Origin of the sequence: Marinoscillum luteum, from assembly GCF_044005705.1 — a bacterium.
Lineage (GTDB): Bacteria > Bacteroidota > Bacteroidia > Cytophagales > Cyclobacteriaceae > Marinoscillum > Marinoscillum luteum.
The window spans coordinates 110323-129512 of record NZ_JBIPKE010000016.1 but is presented as its reverse complement, the minus strand read 5'-3'; the positions used below and the strand labels follow the sequence as shown (position 1 = coordinate 129512).

General features: G+C 45.7%; 12 protein-coding genes. 3 read left to right on the top strand and 9 right to left on the bottom strand.

Annotated elements, in window-relative coordinates:
• Nucleotides 1-23 precede the first annotated feature (23 nt).
• From ACHKAR_RS10465 to uvrA, 7 genes are read right to left on the bottom strand one after another with little or no spacing between them, the layout of a single operon-like run.
• On the bottom strand, nucleotides 24-1322 hold the full coding sequence (locus ACHKAR_RS10465; RefSeq protein ID WP_395417382.1) for a peptidoglycan DD-metalloendopeptidase family protein: 1299 nt from the start codon (nucleotides 1320-1322) through the stop codon (nucleotides 24-26).
• A gap of 20 nt (nucleotides 1323-1342) precedes the next feature.
• Nucleotides 1343-3295: a protein-disulfide reductase DsbD family protein gene (locus ACHKAR_RS10460; RefSeq protein ID WP_395417381.1), complete on the bottom strand. Its 1953-nt coding sequence runs from the start codon at nucleotides 3293-3295 to the stop codon at nucleotides 1343-1345.
• 34 nt (nucleotides 3296-3329) lie between these two features.
• Nucleotides 3330-4697 (bottom strand): dipeptidase, encoded by a 1368-nt coding sequence (locus tag ACHKAR_RS10455; RefSeq protein WP_395417380.1) that lies wholly within the window; start codon nucleotides 4695-4697, stop codon nucleotides 3330-3332.
• A 50-nt stretch (nucleotides 4698-4747) separates the two neighbouring features.
• A complete protein-coding gene (locus ACHKAR_RS10450; protein WP_395417379.1) occupies nucleotides 4748-9649 on the bottom strand; it encodes a hypothetical protein in 4902 nt (1633 codons plus the stop codon).
• Nucleotides 9650-9679: 30 nt separating this feature from the next.
• Nucleotides 9680-10498 carry a 50S ribosomal protein L11 methyltransferase gene (gene prmA / locus ACHKAR_RS10445; protein WP_395417378.1) on the bottom strand — a complete coding sequence of 273 codons (819 nt, stop codon included), beginning with the start codon at nucleotides 10496-10498 and terminating at the stop codon, nucleotides 9680-9682.
• Nucleotides 10498-11259: a triose-phosphate isomerase gene (gene tpiA, locus ACHKAR_RS10440; protein ID WP_395417377.1), complete on the bottom strand. Its 762-nt coding sequence runs from the start codon at nucleotides 11257-11259 to the stop codon at nucleotides 10498-10500. Before tpiA ends, prmA begins: the two co-directional genes overlap by 1 nt.
• Nucleotides 11260-11319: 60 nt before the next feature.
• Nucleotides 11320-14115: an excinuclease ABC subunit UvrA gene (gene uvrA / locus ACHKAR_RS10435; RefSeq protein ID WP_395417376.1), complete on the bottom strand. Its 2796-nt coding sequence runs from the start codon at nucleotides 14113-14115 to the stop codon at nucleotides 11320-11322.
• Nucleotides 14116-14317: 202 nt separating this feature from the next.
• Between uvrA and ACHKAR_RS10430 the strand changes: the two genes are divergently transcribed.
• The 3 genes from ACHKAR_RS10430 to nth are packed head-to-tail and all read left to right on the top strand — an operon-like array spanning nucleotide 14318 to nucleotide 15825.
• The gene (locus ACHKAR_RS10430) at nucleotides 14318-14917 is read left to right on the top strand and encodes an RNA polymerase sigma factor (RefSeq protein ID WP_159582508.1); all 600 of its coding nucleotides are present in this window, start codon (nucleotides 14318-14320) and stop codon (nucleotides 14915-14917) included.
• Nucleotides 14892-15125, top strand: a complete 234-nt coding sequence (locus ACHKAR_RS10425; RefSeq protein ID WP_159582507.1) for an anti-sigma factor — start codon at nucleotides 14892-14894, stop codon at nucleotides 15123-15125. Before ACHKAR_RS10430 ends, ACHKAR_RS10425 begins: the two co-directional genes overlap by 26 nt.
• Nucleotides 15126-15168: 43 nt before the next feature.
• Nucleotides 15169-15825 (top strand): endonuclease III, encoded by a 657-nt coding sequence (nth, locus tag ACHKAR_RS10420; RefSeq protein ID WP_395417375.1) that lies wholly within the window; start codon nucleotides 15169-15171, stop codon nucleotides 15823-15825.
• Between the two features lie 392 nt (nucleotides 15826-16217).
• On the opposite strand, the gene ACHKAR_RS10415 is transcribed toward nth, so the two are convergent.
• Nucleotides 16218-18674, bottom strand: coding sequence for an outer membrane beta-barrel protein (locus ACHKAR_RS10415; RefSeq protein WP_395417374.1), 2457 nt, complete (start codon nucleotides 18672-18674; stop codon nucleotides 16218-16220).
• Nucleotides 18661-19119 carry a PepSY-like domain-containing protein gene (locus ACHKAR_RS10410; protein WP_395417373.1) on the bottom strand — a complete coding sequence of 153 codons (459 nt, stop codon included), beginning with the start codon at nucleotides 19117-19119 and terminating at the stop codon, nucleotides 18661-18663. Before ACHKAR_RS10410 ends, ACHKAR_RS10415 begins: the two co-directional genes overlap by 14 nt.
• Nucleotides 19120-19190 lie beyond the last annotated feature (71 nt).

Below are 19190 nucleotides of genomic sequence, written 5' to 3'. Positions count from 1 at the left end.
TTAAAATCCTGTACCTGTATTGCTCACTTCTGAGAAAGCGGTATCTGAGCAAGCATTGGCTTTGCAGAGTCTTCCTTGATCTTCATTAATTTGTTGATCATCACATTTTTTACGTGCAGGAAGTCCTTCAATTTTTTAGGGTCAATAGGCTCTGAGGGAGGTAAATCTACTTTCAAGGCATCTACCTGAACCCCATTTTTCCAGAACCTGAAACACAAGTGAGGCCCATTGGCGAGCCCTGTGCTACCAACATAGCCGATAGTCTGACCCTGTTTTACCGTCACTCCCGGCCGTATCCCTTTGGCTATTTTGGACATGTGCAGGTACTGTGTAGTATAGTTACTGTTATGCTTCACTTTGACATAGTTTCCGTTGTACTGACCGTACTTCGCCTCCAAAATCACCCCATCTCCAACACTTCGAATTTCTGTCCCCACAGGTGCAGCATAATCTGTTCCCAGGTGTGCCTTGTAGCGCTTCTGCACAGGGTGGTACCTGCGTGGGCTGTATCGTGAGCTGATCCTGGAGTAATTGAGTGGCGCTCTTAGAAAAGTCTTTCTGAGGCTGTTACCGTCTTCATCAAAATAGTCCTCCTGTCCTTCCTGATTATAGTATACAGCAAAGTACTCTTTATCAAAATGCTTAAAGTAGGCTCCCAATATTCTATCAACGCTCACCACTTCTCCATCTACACTTCTCTGGTCATAAATGACCCTGAACTCATCTCCTTTCTGGATTCGGAAAAAGTCCACCTGCCAGGCAAAAATATCTACCAGTTTATTCACCAAAAGAGGAGAAGCACCTTCAGCCAACACGGCTTCATACACACTCGATTCGATTTTTGCCGTGAGTACACGCTCCTCGCGAACCACGGGCTTGGCTACACTCTGCACATAAATGGAGTCTGAAAGATTAAAAATGACGTACTGAGTAGGATCCGGCTCAAAGATGAACTGACGTGCTGTTTTCAGCTCATCCCGCTCATGAATAATGGTAAATGGATATCCGGCTTTGAGCTTTCGCACATCAAAAACTCCCTTTGAGGCATTTGCCAGGGCGTAGATATCTTCCCTGGATATATTAAAGTTGGAAAGAATTTCAGAGATGTTCTGGCTCCATTTTACTTTGCCTTCAAACACATCAAAAGAGTCAATGGCGATCCCGTATAAGAGGGTTGGCTCTGGAAGGATTTCCTGAAATAAAGAATCGGGCTCCTCTATGGAAATAGTTTCAATCTCAAGGCCTTCATTTGTACTTCCGTAGAAGTAAACCAACATGACGGCCAACACCACACCAATTCCAAATACAATTTTCTTCGACATATCCGCTCAAACGCTCAGTTTCACATTGCAGTCTTTCCCTGCTCCAAAAACGCTACAAAGTTATCAACATTTAAATCATAAGCCTTGGGTTCCGTAAGAATCGTCCCGTCAGGCGAAAGAATGAGATAATAGGGCTGGGCATTGTTGCCATACCTGGTGATCTGAAAATCCGCATTCTGCTTACCAATGGTTTTCTTGACCTTGCCATCATACTCAGACGTATACCACTGGTCTTCTGAAAGCTCTGTCTTGTCATCTACATAAAGGGCCAACAAGACAAAATCCTCTCTGAGTCGATTCAGCACCGCCGGTTCTGACCACACCCTTGCCTCCATTTCACGGCAGTTCACGCACCCATGACCAGTGAAATCTACGAATACGGGCTTATTCACTTTCTGCGCACAGGCTAGCGCCTGATCGTAATCAAAATATCCTCTGAGACCATGAGGCCAATGAAGAAAATCAGCATATAGTGGTTCCTCGCAACCCTTTGGGGTATCCAGTGGCAAACCAGAATCCCTGATCTCGCTAACCAGGTCAAAATCGTGCGTGGACACCGGAGGCAGATAACCTGCAAGCGCTTTCAGGGGTGCGCCAAACATGCCCGGGATAAGATAGGCCACAAACGCAAAAGTGGCCATGCTCAGCATGAGTCTGGACACTGATACGGTCTTTAACTCACTGTCTCCTGGGAGCTTTATTTTTCCTAACAGATAAAACGCCAGCATCGTGAAGATGACAATCCAGATGGCCAGGTAGATCTCTCTGTCCAAAATCCCCCAGTGGTACGCCTGGTCGGCAATGCTCAAAAACTTAAAGGCCAATGCCAGCTCCAGAAATCCCAGCACCACCTTAACGGAATTCAGCCAGCCACCCGACTTGGGGAGCGACTTCAGCCAATTGGGGAAAAGGGCAAATAGTGAAAAAGGAATCGCAAAGGCTGCGGAAAAGGCAAACATCCCAAGTATTGGCTTGAGCGAAAGGCCTCCTGCAGACTCCACCAAAATGCTCCCGACAATAGGACCTGTACAGGAGAAGGAAACCAAAACGAGTGTGAGTGCCATAAAGAATATGCCTATTAACCCTCCTTTGTCTCCCAGCTGATCCACGTTATTCACCCACCGATGCGGCAGGGTGATTTCGAACAAACCAAAAAAGGAAAGCGCAAAAACCACAAACACGATAAAAAACAACACATTGGGTAGCCAGCCTGTGGCCAGGTCGTTGGCAGTCTCGGGCCCCATAAAAGGAGATAAAACCGCCCCAATGAGGGAGTAAATCAATATGATGCAGAATCCATAAAAGAAACTATTGATCAGACGCCCCTTTTTGTGATTGTCCTTGCCGGTGAAGTAGGTGACCGTCATGGGAATCATGGGAAAGACGCAAGGTGTGAGCAAGGCCGCCAACCCGGCCAAAAAGGCCACCAGCATAAACGAAAGCAGCGAATAGGGATCCGTGGAGTCACGCTTCTGGAGCAACCCCGTAGATTCTTTTGCTCCTGCTGTCCCCGCTTTCCTTCCTCGGAATTCAAACTCACCATCGCCGGGAATACATTTGCCAGTAGCATCGGTACACACCTGATACTCATAGCTACCCTTGATCACATAATCGGGATCAAGGATTTTGACCTTTTGCCTAAAGCGCGCTTTTTCATAAAAGATGCTCACTTCTCCCTCCCAAAGAGAGTCATATTTACGCTTCGGATTGATAGGGAGTGTTTCCCCCACCAACTCATAGCCGACATGAGGTTCAAAAACAAACTCCGCCAACATCGGCCCCAGATCAGGGTCGAAATCATTAGAATAGAGGTACCATTTTTCATCAATTTTCACATCGAAAGAAATGATCACCTCCTCTCCTGCATTGGGTGTTGATGGTGAAACTGAGACCTTCCAGGTAGCTGGGTGGAGCACCTGTGCCTGAGAAAAACTCCCCCAGAGCACAGCTGTCAAAAACAATATTTTCCTCATTGAGTAGTCATTTTACAAACCGCTTGGGCCTGTCCTATTTTTCTAGTTCACTGAAAAACCGATAAAAATGCGAAATCGTTTCTATGCCCTTGTAAAAATTGAACAGGCCATAGCTTTCGTTGGGTGAATGGATGGCATCCGAATCCAGTCCAAAACCCATTAATATAGGATCGAGTGCCAGTTCTTTTTGAAATAACGCCACAATCGGGATGCTTCCGCCTTCCCGCGTTGGGATTGGCTTTTTACCCCATGCCTCCTCAAAGGCCCTGCTGGCCGCCTGATAAGCTGGAGAGGTAGTAGAAATGACGGCTGGTTCTCCACCGTGGTGTGGTGTCACTTTCACCTTCACGGATTTTGGAGCTATTGATTCAAAATGTTTGGTGAAAATTTCGGTGATCTCATCACTGTCCTGATGCGGTACCAGCCTCATAGAAATCTTGGCATTGGCCTTGGATGGCAATACAGTCTTTGCGCCTTCACCAATGTATCCTCCCCAAATGCCGTTCACATCCAAAGTAGGTCTGATTCCGGTTCTTTCTATGGTAGAATAGCCCTTTTCTCCTTTCACATCATTGATCTTCAGGTCTTTCTTATAGGCCTCCAGGTCGAAGGGCGCTTTGGCCATTTCGGATCTTTGTTCGGTACTCAGGTCCTCCACCTTATCATAAAAACCAGGAATGGTGATGTGTCCCTCCTTATCCTGCAAGCTGGCGATCATATCACACAGGACATTGATTGGGTTGGCGACTGCTCCACCATATACACCCGAGTGCAAATCTCTGTTGGGGCCTGTCACTTCCACTTCCAGATAGCTAAGGCCACGCAGGCCTACGGTAATGGACGGAGTTTCATTGCTAATAATAGAGGTATCTGAAATCAAAATCACATCTGCAGCCAGCTTCTTTTTATTCTCTTTGACGAAAGTCTCCAGATGCGACGAGCCCACTTCCTCCTCTCCTTCTATCATAAACTTGGCATTGCAGGGCAAGGATCCGGACTTCACCAAAGATTCAAAGGCCTTCACATGCATGTACATCTGGCCTTTGTCATCACAAGCGCCACGTGCATAAATGCGCTCATTTTTGATCACCGGCTCAAAAGGCGGTGAATCCCAAAGCTCATAGGGGTCTGCGGGCTGCACGTCGTAGTGGCCATACACCAACACCGTAGGCAGCTTTGGATCAATGATCTTTTCGGCGTACACAATGGGGTGGCCCGGGGTTTCCACCAGCTCCACTGTATCTGCGCCAGCTTCTTCAAATTTTGTTTTGATAAATTCTGCGGCCTTTCGTACATCGCCCTTAAACTTGGAATCTGCACTCACAGAGGGGATCCTGAGGAGGTCGAGCAGTTCTTCTAGGTATCTTTCTTTATTGGATTGAAAATGTTGGATTGCGTCCATTAGGGTTATCTATTTTGTTGATTATTCGAGCTGCAAATATAGGCCTTGTATCAAAAGCCAAAACCATCGTCATCAGACTCTTCTATGGTATCAAAGGTTTCATCGTCCAGGTTTACTTCGTCTGGAGATACCAGGTCATAAGGATCGGTGATACCGAAATATTTCTCACGGAAATCATTAATGAATGAAAGAGTCTCATTCTCATCTCCCAGCACCAGCACTAACTCACCGGGTTTTGATTTTCCGTAGTTCGACTTGGCCGTCACCTCATCATTAAACTTACTGTTGGAAGAGTACATCAGCAGGTTGTTGGAAGCGTAGCTGATAAAATACCAGGTGCCGGGTGCCGCCTGAATGAAAATGTTCATCGCATCATTGTTAGAATCATCCTTTTTGATCTCAATAAACCCATCCAGTTTGGCGTTCACGTCATTGTCGTAAATATTGGAGATGGCCAACTTGGTAGTATTATAAAAGGACTTGTGCGCCTGAGACCATTTCATTTTCACTCCTGAAATGACCAATGATTTTTCAAGGTTTTCTGCAGAGGTATACAGAGGTTTGTAGTCCTTCAAACTGGCTTTTTCATAAGCCTTAGCCACTCTGTCAGAAGTAAAATTGGCGAGCTTGTAAAGCAGTTCGAGGGAAATATCGTTGGCCAGTGGAGGACCCAGTCTTTCTATGATGTCCAGCAGATCTTCAGACATCAAATCCATAAAAGTCTGCGAATTTTGCAGCGTAATGGCCAGAAACGCATCAATGTTGTACTCGTTGGTGGTTGCATTCCCATTTCCCAACACACTGGCTTCAATCTTCACTTTTTGAGCATATGGACTAAAGAAACTTACCGGGCCTTCAAAAATGATGTTCTTGGTCTTGTCATCATAGATCAGCGTATGTCCATCATAACTTTCTCCCAGGGTCTTTGAGGGTTTCTCAATGCGATAGGTCAACGATGCGGTATCGTAAGTAAGGATCCCCTTCGCCTTGAAGAAGTCTTCATCCGAGTCGTTCTTCTTATCGGCTAAAAAAGTGGTGTACAAACTACCCCTGAGGTCATACTGAAGGCCAGCAACAACCGGGTCTTCATTGTCATACAGTGCTGTTTCTACGTCTATGGCTATTTCGGGGTTGTTATCGTTGCGCTCAAAAAGGATCCAATAGTCATACGCTGGATCAGAAAGCATCAGCTTCACAGCGCCATTGAGTTCCAGGGCTTTTTTGTAAGCAAACATCTTTGCAGCCCCCTTATAATAGAAACCCGGGGCAATGATCAGGTTCTCCTTTGCAAGCACTTCTCCGCCAGATGTTGTCATGAGTTTTGGTTTGCCATCCACAAAAACCTCACTCAGCACAAACTGATCAAACTTGATGGCGAAAGTGTCTGCTCCTGACACCAGGCGGTACATGGCTGACCCTATAAATTTATTTCTCGAGATAATCTTTACCTCTCCATTATAGAGATAGTGATACGCATTCAGGGTGTCAATAATCAACTCCGCATTATTGAAGGATTGCAGCTCAAAATTTTCGAGAATCGTTGTTTCATTATTCTCAGGAATGATTTTGGCATCAGCCACGATGATATATGGGATTCCTTTCACGTTCAGCTCCCTGCTGTTGAAATCATAGGTAGCCTGCTCGGCATTGAATGCCAGTGAATCCAGATCCTTTCTGGTTGTATAGAAGTAAGAGCTTGCTATGGGCACATTCTTAGGCTTGGTCATCGTCACGGTAGAATCATCCAGGTTCCAAACGGCATTGGTAATGGAGGTTCTCATTTGGGCATAAGGAAAAGAGAGTGCTGCCACCCCGGCCTTTTCCGGTTGAATAAGGGCAGTGCCGTTTTTCAGATCAAAGTTGAGGCGGATGTCATCTCCCGCCATGGCGGGCTTGTCTGGGTTGTTGGTCAGAATGGCAAACTTGGCATGTCTGGCACTATAGGAAAATTCCTTGAAGGTGAGTTCCTGAGACACGGCTCTGGATCCCCGGGTCAGCATAGTACCCACACCATATACACCCCTTGAAGTGATGTTTACCGCTCCATCCAGTTCTGCTGTTGCATTGTAAAACTTGAAGGGCTTACGGATATTTCTCAGAAACATACTGTCAATACGGGGCTCCCAGTGCATGCGGTAGGGACCTAGTACAGCTTCAGGATAACTGGCGCCATTGGCCTCTCCCGGACGGATAACCCCTCCTGTGCCATATGCCGCCACAGAATCGGGATAATAGACAAAGTCCTTGGAATAAATGGTGGAGGTAATGAAATCAATCTTTCCCTTTCCTCGCATCCCCTGATTACTCAGCCGGATATTCTCATAGGTACGCGCTGTGGTCCCATAAAGGGTATATCCCTCTGGTGGGATTTGATGGATAAAGCCCAAGGATTGATCCGGTTGCAGGCTCAGTGTCTCTTCAAAATTGGGAAAAATACCACCTGAATTGAATGTCCCATCAAATCGAATCGCTTCCTGGCTACTGAGGCTATCTGAATCAAATGGTGGGATAATAAACTTCACCGACTTGTCATAAGCTCCATTGAGCACCTCGGGCCCATCAAAATATACGATGGCATCAGACTCTGACACAAAATCAGGAAAGGCCGCCGAGGATTTCAATCCTGATTTATTTCTCGGATCATCCAGGTACAGCGTACCAGAGGTCTCGTTGAGGTGGTTTTGTAAAGACACCTTCTCCTGGCCTGCCTGCTTCAGTGAATCCGGCAGCTCTATCTGAATCCGAATGGAATCCACCTGCTGGAGGTTGATCAAAAACTGATCATAGTCAAAGAGATAATCTTTTCCTTTGTATTGAAAATCCCCGGCGTTCACCATGCCGTCCATTTCGATATTGCGCCCTTTCAGAAGGGTCATTACCTGATCCTTTGGTTCGGCATATACCTTAAAATCTGAGGTGTAGTAAAAACGACTGACTCCCGTTACTTTCATATCGCCTGAGTCCAGTCTCCAGGTAGCATTGGGTAAGTTCGGCGATAGAGATGGGATCAGCAGGTTATCGTAGTCCACCTTCTGACCTGAGGCATCGTGGTAATGAAAAGCCTTATCGTTCAATTGCACCAGACCTGTCTCCGGATTGTACTTAGCAAAACCAAATTGCTTCAGCAGCTTCATCGCTCCCCTTACCTGCTTGAGGGGCACATTGAAGTGGTTGGCGATCTCCTGATCCGCAAATTCACGGGTATTAAATTTATTGGCATAAAATACGCTGGTAATCACCGGGTGAAACTGAAAGCCAGCACTGAGTCGACTGAACCGCTCCTGACTGAAAAAGTCCCTGGACTCTATGGTGACGGGAATCAGATCCTTCCCATTGAGAATAGAAAAGTTGATGGAATCGGTTTTCATGTCCCAATTAATGATCTGAGCATTCACATTCACCTGAAAATAGCTGCTCACGAAAGGAGTGACGTTGTATTCCTTAGTTCGGAGCAAAGCTAGTTTTCTTGTTTTGGTATCGTAGAAAACCTCTACAGAAGGGTGAATAAGAGAATCGCTTCCGTGCTTGATGGTGAGTCTGGCACTGGCAGAAGTGATCACACTGTCGGCTCTAAATTCGAACCGCTCACTGCGGAGTATAGCCTGATTACCCTTGCCATCCAATAGGGTCAGTTTTCCGGGCCTTCTGGAAACGGAAGCTCCGGACAATCTGTTTCCGCTGATTTCGATACCTCCACTGTACCTGACATTCGTCATGGGCAGGATCAGGTCAATATTGGATTCATTTGAGGTGAACTTTGGGAAATTACTGAGCTGGTTGGGCTTTCGGGTTTGGCTTTTGAATTCATAAGCCCCACTTACACTACCCTGAAACAGTTTTGGGAACGTTAGTGTGGCGTTGGGCGACCAGAAATCAGCACGATCGGCACGGATGTAAAATTTACCCAGGTTTACCACAGCCCCCTTGAAATTTCTATTGTCTGCCGGCCAGTTAATCACTGCATTCTCTCCTGCGTATACGCGATTTTTCAATAAAAAAGTGCCGTCTGTTTCTTTAATCCTCATAGAATCATAAGGCGTAACGATGAGCATACTGTTGTTCTCCAGTTGAATGGCAGGACCTTCCAGAGCGGGATGCCTGTATTTCGCCTGAAGACCCGCTACATAATCCTGAGCGATGGTTTCCACAAATTGCCGGTCTGCCTTTTCTTCAAATACCTCTCCCGAGTCGTCATAGCCCCAGACGTTTTCGCTATCCACCCAGTTGTCATCATAAGAGGACTTCCCATCATCTGCCCACGGGTCAGCATCATCCGCCCAGGGGTCATCCTTTTGGTCATCCCACGGATCAGCATCATCTGCCCAGGGATCATTCTGTCCGGAATTCCAATCATCATTCTGTGGCCCACTCCACAGACTTCCTTTATTGTCCGGAGGGTTTAGGGGCTCTTTCTCCTCTATCGGCTCTTCGATCTGCTCCACCGGCTCTATGTATTCGTCCAATAACTTGAACTGGAACGTGCCATTGTCCGTGAGTGCTAAAACATTTTTGGATTTGCCTATAATTCTCCTTGCCATAAACATGTTCAGGCCCAGGAGAAAGTTGCGATATTCCTCCCTGTTCATGGTCTTCACCATCTGGTCATTGATCTTGAGAACCTGAGCAATGTCACTGGAAGGAAGGTTGGCCTGAGCATTGGCGAACGCCAGGTAACTAAAATAGTACCAGAAAAAAGGATCGAACCCATAGCCCTTTTTGTCCATTTGAAGGGCAATTGAGTGGATCATGTCCTGATTGGCAGAAGTGAAGGCGCCAGTCCAGGCGTTGTTAAAATCGAAAGCCACTTTTCGGGCTGGCTCTGTATCCAAAGCCCTTAATCGGGTCATTACCTGATTAAAAAATGTGGCCTTATCATCCGAAAACGATCGCTGTGCCTGAACCTCCGACAGGAGGGCCATTCCAATTAAAACAAACAGGCCTAGGCGCTTCATGATGATAAATTTAGAGAAATGCTTAGAGAATTATTCTTTTTTCAATGCCAACATGGCCCATCGGTTTCGCTCCGTCTGCTCCTGATGCACCAATCCAAATTTTCCGGCCTCCGCCATCAGGTCAGCAATGTCTTCTGTGTAAAAACCACTCAACACCAAAGTGCCCTTGTTTTTCAAGCGTTCACTATATGCCCCAATCTGATCGAGAAGTACATTTTTGTTAATATTTGCCAGAATGATGTCAAAAGGGTCATTCTCCTGAACGGTTTCTATTCCGCCGAGAGAGAGCTTCACATGATCGCATCCATTTAACGAGAAATTCTCCTCACTATTTTCAATGCACCACTCATCGATGTCCACCGCGGTAATGTCTGTGGCACCACGTTTATGGGCCATGATGGCCAGAGCTCCCGTACCACAGCCCACATCCAATACCTTTTTTCCCTTGTGATCCAGCTGCAGCTGGTGTTTCAGTACCTGATAAGTCGTGGCATGATGGCCCGTGCCGAAAGACATTTTGGGTGTGATGATTATCTCATATGGAAAGTCCGGTCGTGGCTCATGAAATGTGGCGCGAACGATGCACTGATCTTCAACGATGACGGGATCATAATTTTTTTCCCACTCCTCATTCCAGTTTACCTTCTCCACACGCTCCACCCTGCATTCCACCTCGTACCTCGCTAGTACAGCAAAAACAGGCTCCTCCTCCCAGTCGGCCTCCTCGCAGGAAATCAATAACCCGGTCTCGGTCTCTTCGAAAGCATCAAAAGGAAAAAGAGAGAGCTCTGCAATCAGAAGCTCTCTCTTTTCTTCACTACATGTGATATTGAGTGTAATAAAACTCATTAAAATGATTTAATAATGTCAGTAAAATCTCGCGACTTCAAACTGGCCCCGCCTACAAGTCCTCCATCCACATCTGGCTGAGAGAATAGTTCTTTGGCATTGTCCGGCTTCACACTTCCACCATAGAGAATGGAAATACCATCCGCAGTTTCCTGGTCATACTTTTCAGCAATAAGTCCTCGGATGAACTGGTGCATTTCCTGCGCCTGATCGGATGATGCCGTAACTCCAGTGCCAATGGCCCACACAGGCTCATAAGCGATCACCACTTTCTGGATGTCTGCTTTAGACAGGTCAAATAAACCCTCTTCTATTTGCGCTTTGTTGAGGTCAAAATGCTGATTGGCTTCTCTGGTTTCGAGCTTCTCTCCACAGCAATAAATGGGCTTCAGGCCCTGAGCCAAAACCGCTTTGGTTTTTGCGGCCAGCAAAGCATTGTCTTCTCCAAAGATCTCTCTGCGCTCGCTGTGACCTACCACAACATATTCCACTCCCACTGACTGGAGCATTTCGGTAGAGATTTCGCCTGTAAAAGCGCCACCTTTTTGATCGCTACAGTTCTGTGCTCCCAGGTGCACGCTGGTCGATGACCCAATCAGTTGCTTCACCACCGTGAGGTGGGTAAATGGCGGGATCAAAATCACCTCCGCATCATTCTGAACCTCATCATTGACCATGTTGATGACTTCTGAGGCCAGTTTCTTTCCACTGGCAAGGTCCAAATTCATTTTCCAGTTTCCCGCTGCAATGTTCTTTCTCATTTCAGTTTTAATCTTTTGTTTTTAAATGCTTAAAAAAGTCATCTCTGGGCTGGGGTGCATTTAAGATGTTAGTTTCTCTTTCAGATACCTCGCGGTATGATTTTCGGCTAATTTAACCATATCCTCCGGCAAACCAGCAAAACAGAGATTTCCTCCGTTTTCACCACCCTCCGGTCCCAGGTCTATGATCCAATCAGCATTCTTCACAATTTCCATATTGTGCTCTATGATCAAAACAGAGTTACCATCATTGACCAGCGCATTAAGGGCATCGAGCAGCTTCTTGATATCATGAAAATGCAGGCCGGTAGTAGGCTCATCGAAGATGAACATCACATGGTCTTTTTTGATGTTCCCTCCCTTGCCCAGAAAGGAGGCCAGTTTTACCCGCTGAGCTTCCCCGCCGCTGAGGGAGCTGGAGGACTGTCCAAGTTTCACATAACCCAGACCCACATCAAAAAGGGGCTTTATTTTATTCACGATTGCTGCTTTGTCATCAAAAAATTCAATGGCCTCCTCCACGGTCAGATCGAGTATTTCAGAGATGTCTTTCTCCTTGTACTTTACTTCGAGGATCTCTTTTTTGAATCGCTTTCCTTTACAGTTTTCACATTCCAGGTTGAGGTCCGCCATAAACTGCATTTCTATTTTCACCGTGCCTTCTCCCTCACATACCTCACATCGGCCACCATCCACATTAAAGGAGAAGTGCGCCGGCTTGAAGCCATTGTTTTTGGACTGTGGCAGCTCACTAAACAGCTGACGGATGGCGTCATATGCTTTCACATAAGTGACAGGATTGGATCGGGAGCTCTTGCCTATCGGGTTTTGATCTACAAACTCTATCTGATCTATCCGCTTGTAGTCGCCAGAGATTTTATCATGCTTGCCTGTTGCTTCGCCGGTCACACCAAGCATTTTGCCAATCGCAGGGTATAAAATTTTCTTAACCAGGGTAGACTTTCCTGAACCACTCACCCCGGTGACCACCGTCATCACCCCGAGCGGAATTTCCACATTTATATTGCGGAGGTTGTTTTCACGAGCTTTCTCTATGGTCAGGGACTGATTCCATTTTCTCCTTCTGGTCGGCAGCTCTATTTTCTCATCACCTCGCAGATACTTGGCAGTGTACGAATCGGTCTGCCCATTCATCTGATCTATTCGCCCCTGATAGACCAGCTCGCCTCCATGTACACCTGCCGCAGGGCCGATATCGATGATTTGGTCTGCCGCCTCCATCACCTTCTCCTCATGCTCCACCACTATGACAGAGTTGCCCAGTTTTTTGAGAGAAAGTAAGACCTCTATAAGTCTGTCTGTATCTCTCGGGTGAAGCCCAATGCTTGGTTCATCCAAAATGTACATGGACCCAACAAGCGCACTACCCAGTGAAGTAGCTAGTTTGATCCGCTGAAACTCGCCACCCGATAATGTATTAGTCAGCCTGTTAAGCGAGAGGTAACCCAGCCCCACTTTCTCCAGATAGGAAAGGCGGTTGGTAATTTCACTCAGGATTCTTTTGGCCACCGCTTGTTGATGATCCGTCAGTTGAAGGTTTTGAAAAAAGCCAGACAGTTGATCTACTGGCTTCAGCACCAGGTCTGTGAGGGAAGCACCATTGATTTTCACATAGCCCGCATCTTTGCGCAGGCGAGTACCACGGCAGTCCGGGCACACTGTCCTTCCTCTGTATCGGGAAAGCATGACGCGGTATTGAATCTTGTGGGTTTTTGATTCCAGGTGTTTGAAAAACTCATTGAGCCCTTCGAAATATTCATTCCCTGTCCATAGCAACTCATGTTCGGCCTCCGTCAGCTCATTGACTGCCCTGTGAATAGGAAAATCAAAACGTATGCCGTTCTTCACCAGGGGCTCGTTCCATTTTTGCATGGTCTCTCCACGCCAGGGAGCGATGGCTCCTTCATAAACAGAAAGGTTCGGATCCGGAATCACCATCTCCGGATCGATACCCAAAATTTTCCCAAACCCTTCACACCTTCGGCACGCTCCATACGGGTTGTTAAAGGAAAAAAGATTGATCGTGGGCTCTTCAAACCGAATGCCGTCCAGCTCGAAAATATCAGAAAACTCCCTGGTTTCTTTCCCTACAATGTTCACTTTGCAGCGTCCCTCTCCCTCAAAAAAAGCGGTTTGTACAGAATCAGCCAGTCTAAACTGGTTTTCCTCGTCATTCTTCACCACCGCCCGGTCTATCAAGATCTCAAAAGCATGTTTCTTAGTGACCTTGGTCTGGAGTAAGTCCTCAATGAAGGCCGTTTCGCCATCCAGCAAAATCCTGGTGTAGCCTTTACTGAGCAAAATTTTCAGCTCCTCCTCTACCGTGCGGCCTTTCTTAATATTCATCGGAGCAGAAATGATCAGTTTTTCACCCTCCTCATGGCGGAGCATAAAATCCACCACATCTGTGACACTATCTTTTCTTACTGCCTTACAGCTTACCGGAGAGTAGGTGATCCCGATCCGGGCGAATAGCAGCTTCATGTAGTCATAAATCTCCGTGGTAGTACCCACCGTAGACCGTGGGTTCCGGCTGGACACTTTCTGTTCGATAGCTATGGCCGGAGCCACACCTTTTATGTAATCCACCTCGGGTTTCTCCATACGACCCAGAAACTGGCGGGCATAGGAGCTGAGGCTTTCCACATACTTTCGCTGACCCTCAGCAAAAAGCGTGTCGAAAGCCAGGGAAGATTTGCCTGATCCGGACAGACCGGTAATAACCACCAACTGATCTCTGGGGATGGCCACATCCAGATTTTTAAGGTTGTTTACCCGGGCGCCTTTGATAATGATAAATTTCTTGGGATCGTACTGATCTATAGATTTGGCCATGCTCAATGCTTCGTGTTCGCAGATACAACTAATGTATTTGCGCTTTGATTATAAAAGAATGCAAAATTAGAAATTCGAATGGAGATTTGTTTGTAAAATAATATTCATATAGTTTTGATTCTACACGAGTAAAAAATTTAACCTACACATCAAACCCTGACAATATGTAATAGACCTCTACGTTAACTAAACAGGTGACTTAATGCACAAGACTAAATTGACCGACGGCCAATTGCTGTCTCAGTACAAAAACGGTAACGAAGAGGCGTTTGCAGTTTTACTCGAACGACACAAGGACAGGGTGTTTACCACTATTTATTTGATTGTAAAAGATCGCTATCAGGCAGAAGACCTGATGCAGGATGCTTTTATCAAAGCGATCAAGACGATCAAAGCTGGCAAATACAACGAGGAGGGAAAGTTTCTTCCGTGGATGTTGCGCATTGCTCACAATCTCGCGATTGATCATTTCAGAAAAGCCAAGCGCAATCCTGAAATCGTGATGGAGGATGGTAGCAATGTGTTCAATACGCTGGATTTTTCTGAGGCATCAATCGAGGACGAACATATTAAACGAGATACTTACAATCTGCTAAAGCAGTATATACAGGAGCTCCCTGACGCTCAGAAGGAGGTATTGGTGATGAGGCATTATATGCAAATGAGTTTTCAGGAAATCGCCGATACCACCGGCGTGAGCATCAATACCGCTCTAGGCAGAATGAGGTATGCTTTAATCAATTTGAGGAAAAAGCTACAACATACAAATATTGCCTATGATCAAAACTTTTACAGAAAATGACCTGGTAAGGTTTCTTTATGACGAACTCAATGAAAACGAACGAGAGGTGCTTGAAAAAGCACTTTTGACTGACAGCCACTTGCGCTCCGAACTGGACAAGTTGCAGGCAGTAAAGAAAGATCTTGGTAAGGTGTCTTTCTCTCCTTCGAAAAGCTCCGTTGATAAAATCCTTAATTTCTCTAAGGGATATCACAAACAGTCTGTATAGTTTTAGGTTCGGTTTTTGACTTGCCCGAACTTTAAAATCAAACATGACCAAAAAGGAGCGCTTCGAAGCGTTTGTATCATACTTCAAGGAAGCATTTCCCGAGCCTCAAACAGAGCTCAACTACAACAGCCCTTTCGAATTGGTGGTGGCTGTAGTACTGAGTGCGCAGTGCACGGACGTGCGAATCAATAAAGTAACTCCCGCCCTATTCAAAGCATTTCCCACGCCGGAGCACATGGCCGCTGGCACTTTTGACGAAATCTTTGAGCTCATCAGAAGTGTGTCTTATCCAAATAACAAAAGCAAGCACCTCATGGGGCTCAGTAAGATGATCATGGAGGACTTTGGGGGAGAAGTGCCACACAGACACGAAGATCTTCAAAAACTGCCCGGTGTTGGGCGGAAAACCGCCAATGTCGTGGTGTCGGTGCTTTACAACCAGCCAGCCATGGCGGTAGACACTCATGTATTTCGCGTTTCGAAACGCCTGGGACTGGTTACTCAAACGGCAAAGACTCCACTGGAAGTAGAGAAGCAGCTGGTCAGGCATATACCCAACGAATATGTACATAAAGCCCACCACTGGTTGATTCTACACGGACGATATGTCTGCCTGGCACGTAAGCCCAAGTGCGAGGAATGCAAAATCACTCACTTTTGTAAGTACTGGGAGAAAGAAATCCAACCCAACATAGTTTGACCATAACGGATCGCTGAAAGAAGAAAATAGCCGCTTCAGGCATCATTTGCCCAGACTCGTCGAAGAATTGGCTGGTTTCTCCGAATAATACTATTGTATAACAGATCCATTATATACTGTTGTTTAACCAAACAGCAAAAGTCTATGACAGCATTAGACACATTGATACAAGAAGCGAAGCACTTACCCCTAGACCAAAAGAGCTCGCTCATCAAATATCTCTCACATGCGCTGATCGAAGAGCAAATTTTAGATTTGCAGAAAAGACGCGGAATGGAGCAAATCCGAACAGCGCTGAGGCGAGGATATTCTTTCTAATTTCAAGATTTCTTATAAGTGGTTCATTAAGTATTCCCGACAGATTCTCGTCGGGAATACTTTTTTAGTTTAGGTTAGAACTTGTAGCTGTAGCCCAGACGTACTGCCTGCGTTTCGTAATAGTCTGTACTGGTATAGCTAAAGCCACTGCCTTGTATTTCCTTCCTTATTACCAGTGTATTCAGTAGATCGGTGGCATTCACCACTACTTCCCCTTTGCCTTTTTGGATCAGTTTTTTGACTCCTCCATCTAATGAGAATCGTGCATTCGTTTTTCCTTGAGGAATAATATCGGGTGCCAGATAAACTGCCGTTATCTGAATGTCAAGGTTTCCACCCAGATGAAATACATTATTCAACTTGGCGTTTCCAGACCATATTTCCTGCCTTTCCGCAGAAAACGTATTGGTTTCCGGGTATTCATTTACCACCGCGAACGCATCGATCTGTTTCCGGTAAGTATTGAGGTTAAAGGTTAAGGAGTACTTTTTGCTGATGTCCTGAGCAAACACTAATTCTCCTCCTGTCTGGTAACTTTTATTGGCATTTTGGAATATGGCGTAGATCAGATTACTCTCTGGGATTGTGCTGGCAATTCGTGTGATCGTCCCCTCAGCAAAACGCTGGTACAATGCAGTATAGAGATATCCGCTCTGCCAACCAGACTTATAACCAAGTTCAAAGGAAGTAGTGAACTGAGGACGTAATGCCGGATTTCCAACCTTGATGATTTCGGCATCATCATACTTTGGGAAAATCCGAATATCTACTTCGTTTGGTCGGTCCACGCGCCTGTTGTAAAACAAAGAAAGTTTATTCAACTCATTAATTTTGTAGGCCAGCCTCATATTTGGAAACGGCTGGGTATAGTTATACCCATTGCTCTTATAGGTGCTGTGCTCGGGATTTACATTGTACTGTAAACCAACGTACTCCAACCTAATCCCAATTTCGGCTTCATATTTGTCATTTTCCACTACATAATTTCCATAGACTGCCGGGATCGTCTCCTTGTAAGTAGCCCAGCCCCCTGCAGTGGTGTCCAATGGCGAGTTTTCTCCAGGAATAAAAAGCATGTTGGTAGGTATGGTTCTTCGACGCAGCTTCAGCCCCCCTTCCAGTCTACCATATTTCAAAGGTTTAATATAGTCGACCGTCAGGTCGGCGACTTGTTCGTCCGACAGCAGCTTAAATGCATCCTTTCCCGTGTAATCTGGCGTAATGTTATCGAAGAAATACTTCTCATTCTCCCTATGAAAGGTATAGTTAAAACCAACATCTAGAATGTGACCAGGTTCTGAGAATTTGTGCAGGTAACCACCTGAAGCTATGACGGTGGTTTTCAATTCGTCTTCCAAAAACTGCCATAGCCTGTACCTTTCTGTGTAATCACTATTGAAAAACGGCTCGTCACCTCGATCCAGAATTTTCTCACTTCCAAACATCCCTGAGACCGTCAGGGTATTATGATCATTGATATTCCAGTCTACTCCGGCTTTGGTGGTAACAAAATGAGTATTGCGGTTTCTTTTGGTTTGTTGGTTAATAATAGTGCCGTCATCATACCTCCTCGTCACAAATTCATTTTTGTTGAGTGTTTGTGTGAAGAGGTAATCTCCCTGAAAGAAAAAATTGATGTCCTTCCTTTTGTAATTCAGAGACAGTGATGGGTTCACTTTTGGAGTAAGCTGATACTGTGGTCTGATGGTTGGTAGGTTTTCTTTTCTGACCCATAGGGCACCCAAGCCAGAGGAAAGACCCGCTTTGCCATTGAAGCCCCTTTCCCGATTCTTCTTGTAGATGATATTAATGATCCCGGCATTGCCATTGGCATCATATTTAGCAGATGGATTGTTGATGATTTCAATCTTTTCAATAGCAGAAGCAGGGATATTATCTAGCCCTGTCTGGCTCCCAAAGCCTGTCAGGGCTGTTTGCTTACCGTCTATTAGCACGGTAACGCGATCATTGCCACGAAGCTGCACTTTGCCATCCTGCACGGTCACTCCGGGGAGGTTTTGCATAGCCTGTAGCACAGATCCCCCACTTTGAGCAATATTTTCTGTTAATGAGAAGGTCTTCTTTTCCATCCTGGAGCTGACCTCATCCTGCTTACCTGTTACCACCACTGCATTTAATGTTTGCACATTCTCCCTTATCCAGATGGTGGACAAGTCCAGAAACTCACTGAGGCTTCCAACAAATAGAGGCATCTTAGACGGCAAGTAGCCAACCATTGAAATTTCGAAAACGTATTTGCCCGGGGTTACTCCAGAGAAAGTAAAGCGGCCCTCATCATCAGAGACTGTTCCTGTCACAAAAGTGCTGTCCCTTTCGTTTTTCAAAATAGCATTGGCAAAAGGAAGAGCCACCCCACTAGCCTGATCGGTAATTCTACCTGAAATCGTCACCTGGTTGACCTGAGCTTGTGCATTCAGGATGAAAATAAACATTAGGAACGAAAGCAATGCTTTCGTCCCGTGATTCTGAATGTGCTTGTCTGAAAAATTAACTTTCTCAATCTTCACCATCTTCTAGTTCCTCTGATACCTTGTTGATTACTTTGCCATTGGTGTCAATGGTGACCTCTAACTCTGAATCTTCACCTTCCAATTCAAATTCATAGACCTTTCCATTGTTGGTTTCTGACACCTCAGCTTCTTCTACTTCATATCCCGCAAACTCCTCATCAAGGGTTTTCTGGACAAGAGAAGGAATTTCTGACTTCTTGAGTTCATATTCGGTTTCTACCCAGGATCCATCCGTCAAAAAATTTGCAGAATATTCTTTGCCCCCTTTTTTAAACTCGGCCTCCCATTCGGTTTCATTTTCTTTCTCCCACTTCACATTTTTGGCAGCAGGGAATTTTGATTCAAACGCAGATTGAACCTCGGCCGGAACATTTTTCGCATCCTGTGCACAGGCTACAAAGCCAACAAGCACCAAGGCCAAAAAAGATAATTGTAACGCTTTCATAAGATTATTTTTAGAGATGAATAATTTAATTCATTTCAAAGGTGTAACCGGAATTAGAAAAAATTTGGAAT

Coding starts and splice junctions, on each gene's coding strand:
- ACHKAR_RS10430 (WP_159582508.1), top strand. CDS start 14,318: ATGCACAAGACTAAATTGACCGACGGCCAATTGCTGTCTCAGTACAAA.
- nth (WP_395417375.1), top strand. CDS start 15,169: ATGACCAAAAAGGAGCGCTTCGAAGCGTTTGTATCATACTTCAAGGAA.
- prmA (WP_395417378.1), bottom strand. CDS start 10,498: ATGAGTTTTATTACACTCAATATCACATGTAGTGAAGAAAAGAGAGAG.
- ACHKAR_RS10425 (WP_159582507.1), top strand. CDS start 14,892: ATGATCAAAACTTTTACAGAAAATGACCTGGTAAGGTTTCTTTATGAC.
- ACHKAR_RS10450 (WP_395417379.1), bottom strand. CDS start 9,649: ATGAAGCGCCTAGGCCTGTTTGTTTTAATTGGAATGGCCCTCCTGTCG.
- tpiA (WP_395417377.1), bottom strand. CDS start 11,259: ATGAGAAAGAACATTGCAGCGGGAAACTGGAAAATGAATTTGGACCTT.
- ACHKAR_RS10410 (WP_395417373.1), bottom strand. CDS start 19,119: ATGAAAGCGTTACAATTATCTTTTTTGGCCTTGGTGCTTGTTGGCTTT.
- ACHKAR_RS10465 (WP_395417382.1), bottom strand. CDS start 1,322: ATGTCGAAGAAAATTGTATTTGGAATTGGTGTGGTGTTGGCCGTCATG.
- ACHKAR_RS10415 (WP_395417374.1), bottom strand. CDS start 18,674: ATGGTGAAGATTGAGAAAGTTAATTTTTCAGACAAGCACATTCAGAAT.
- ACHKAR_RS10460 (WP_395417381.1), bottom strand. CDS start 3,295: ATGAGGAAAATATTGTTTTTGACAGCTGTGCTCTGGGGGAGTTTTTCT.
- uvrA (WP_395417376.1), bottom strand. CDS start 14,115: ATGGCCAAATCTATAGATCAGTACGATCCCAAGAAATTTATCATTATC.
- ACHKAR_RS10455 (WP_395417380.1), bottom strand. CDS start 4,697: ATGGACGCAATCCAACATTTTCAATCCAATAAAGAAAGATACCTAGAA.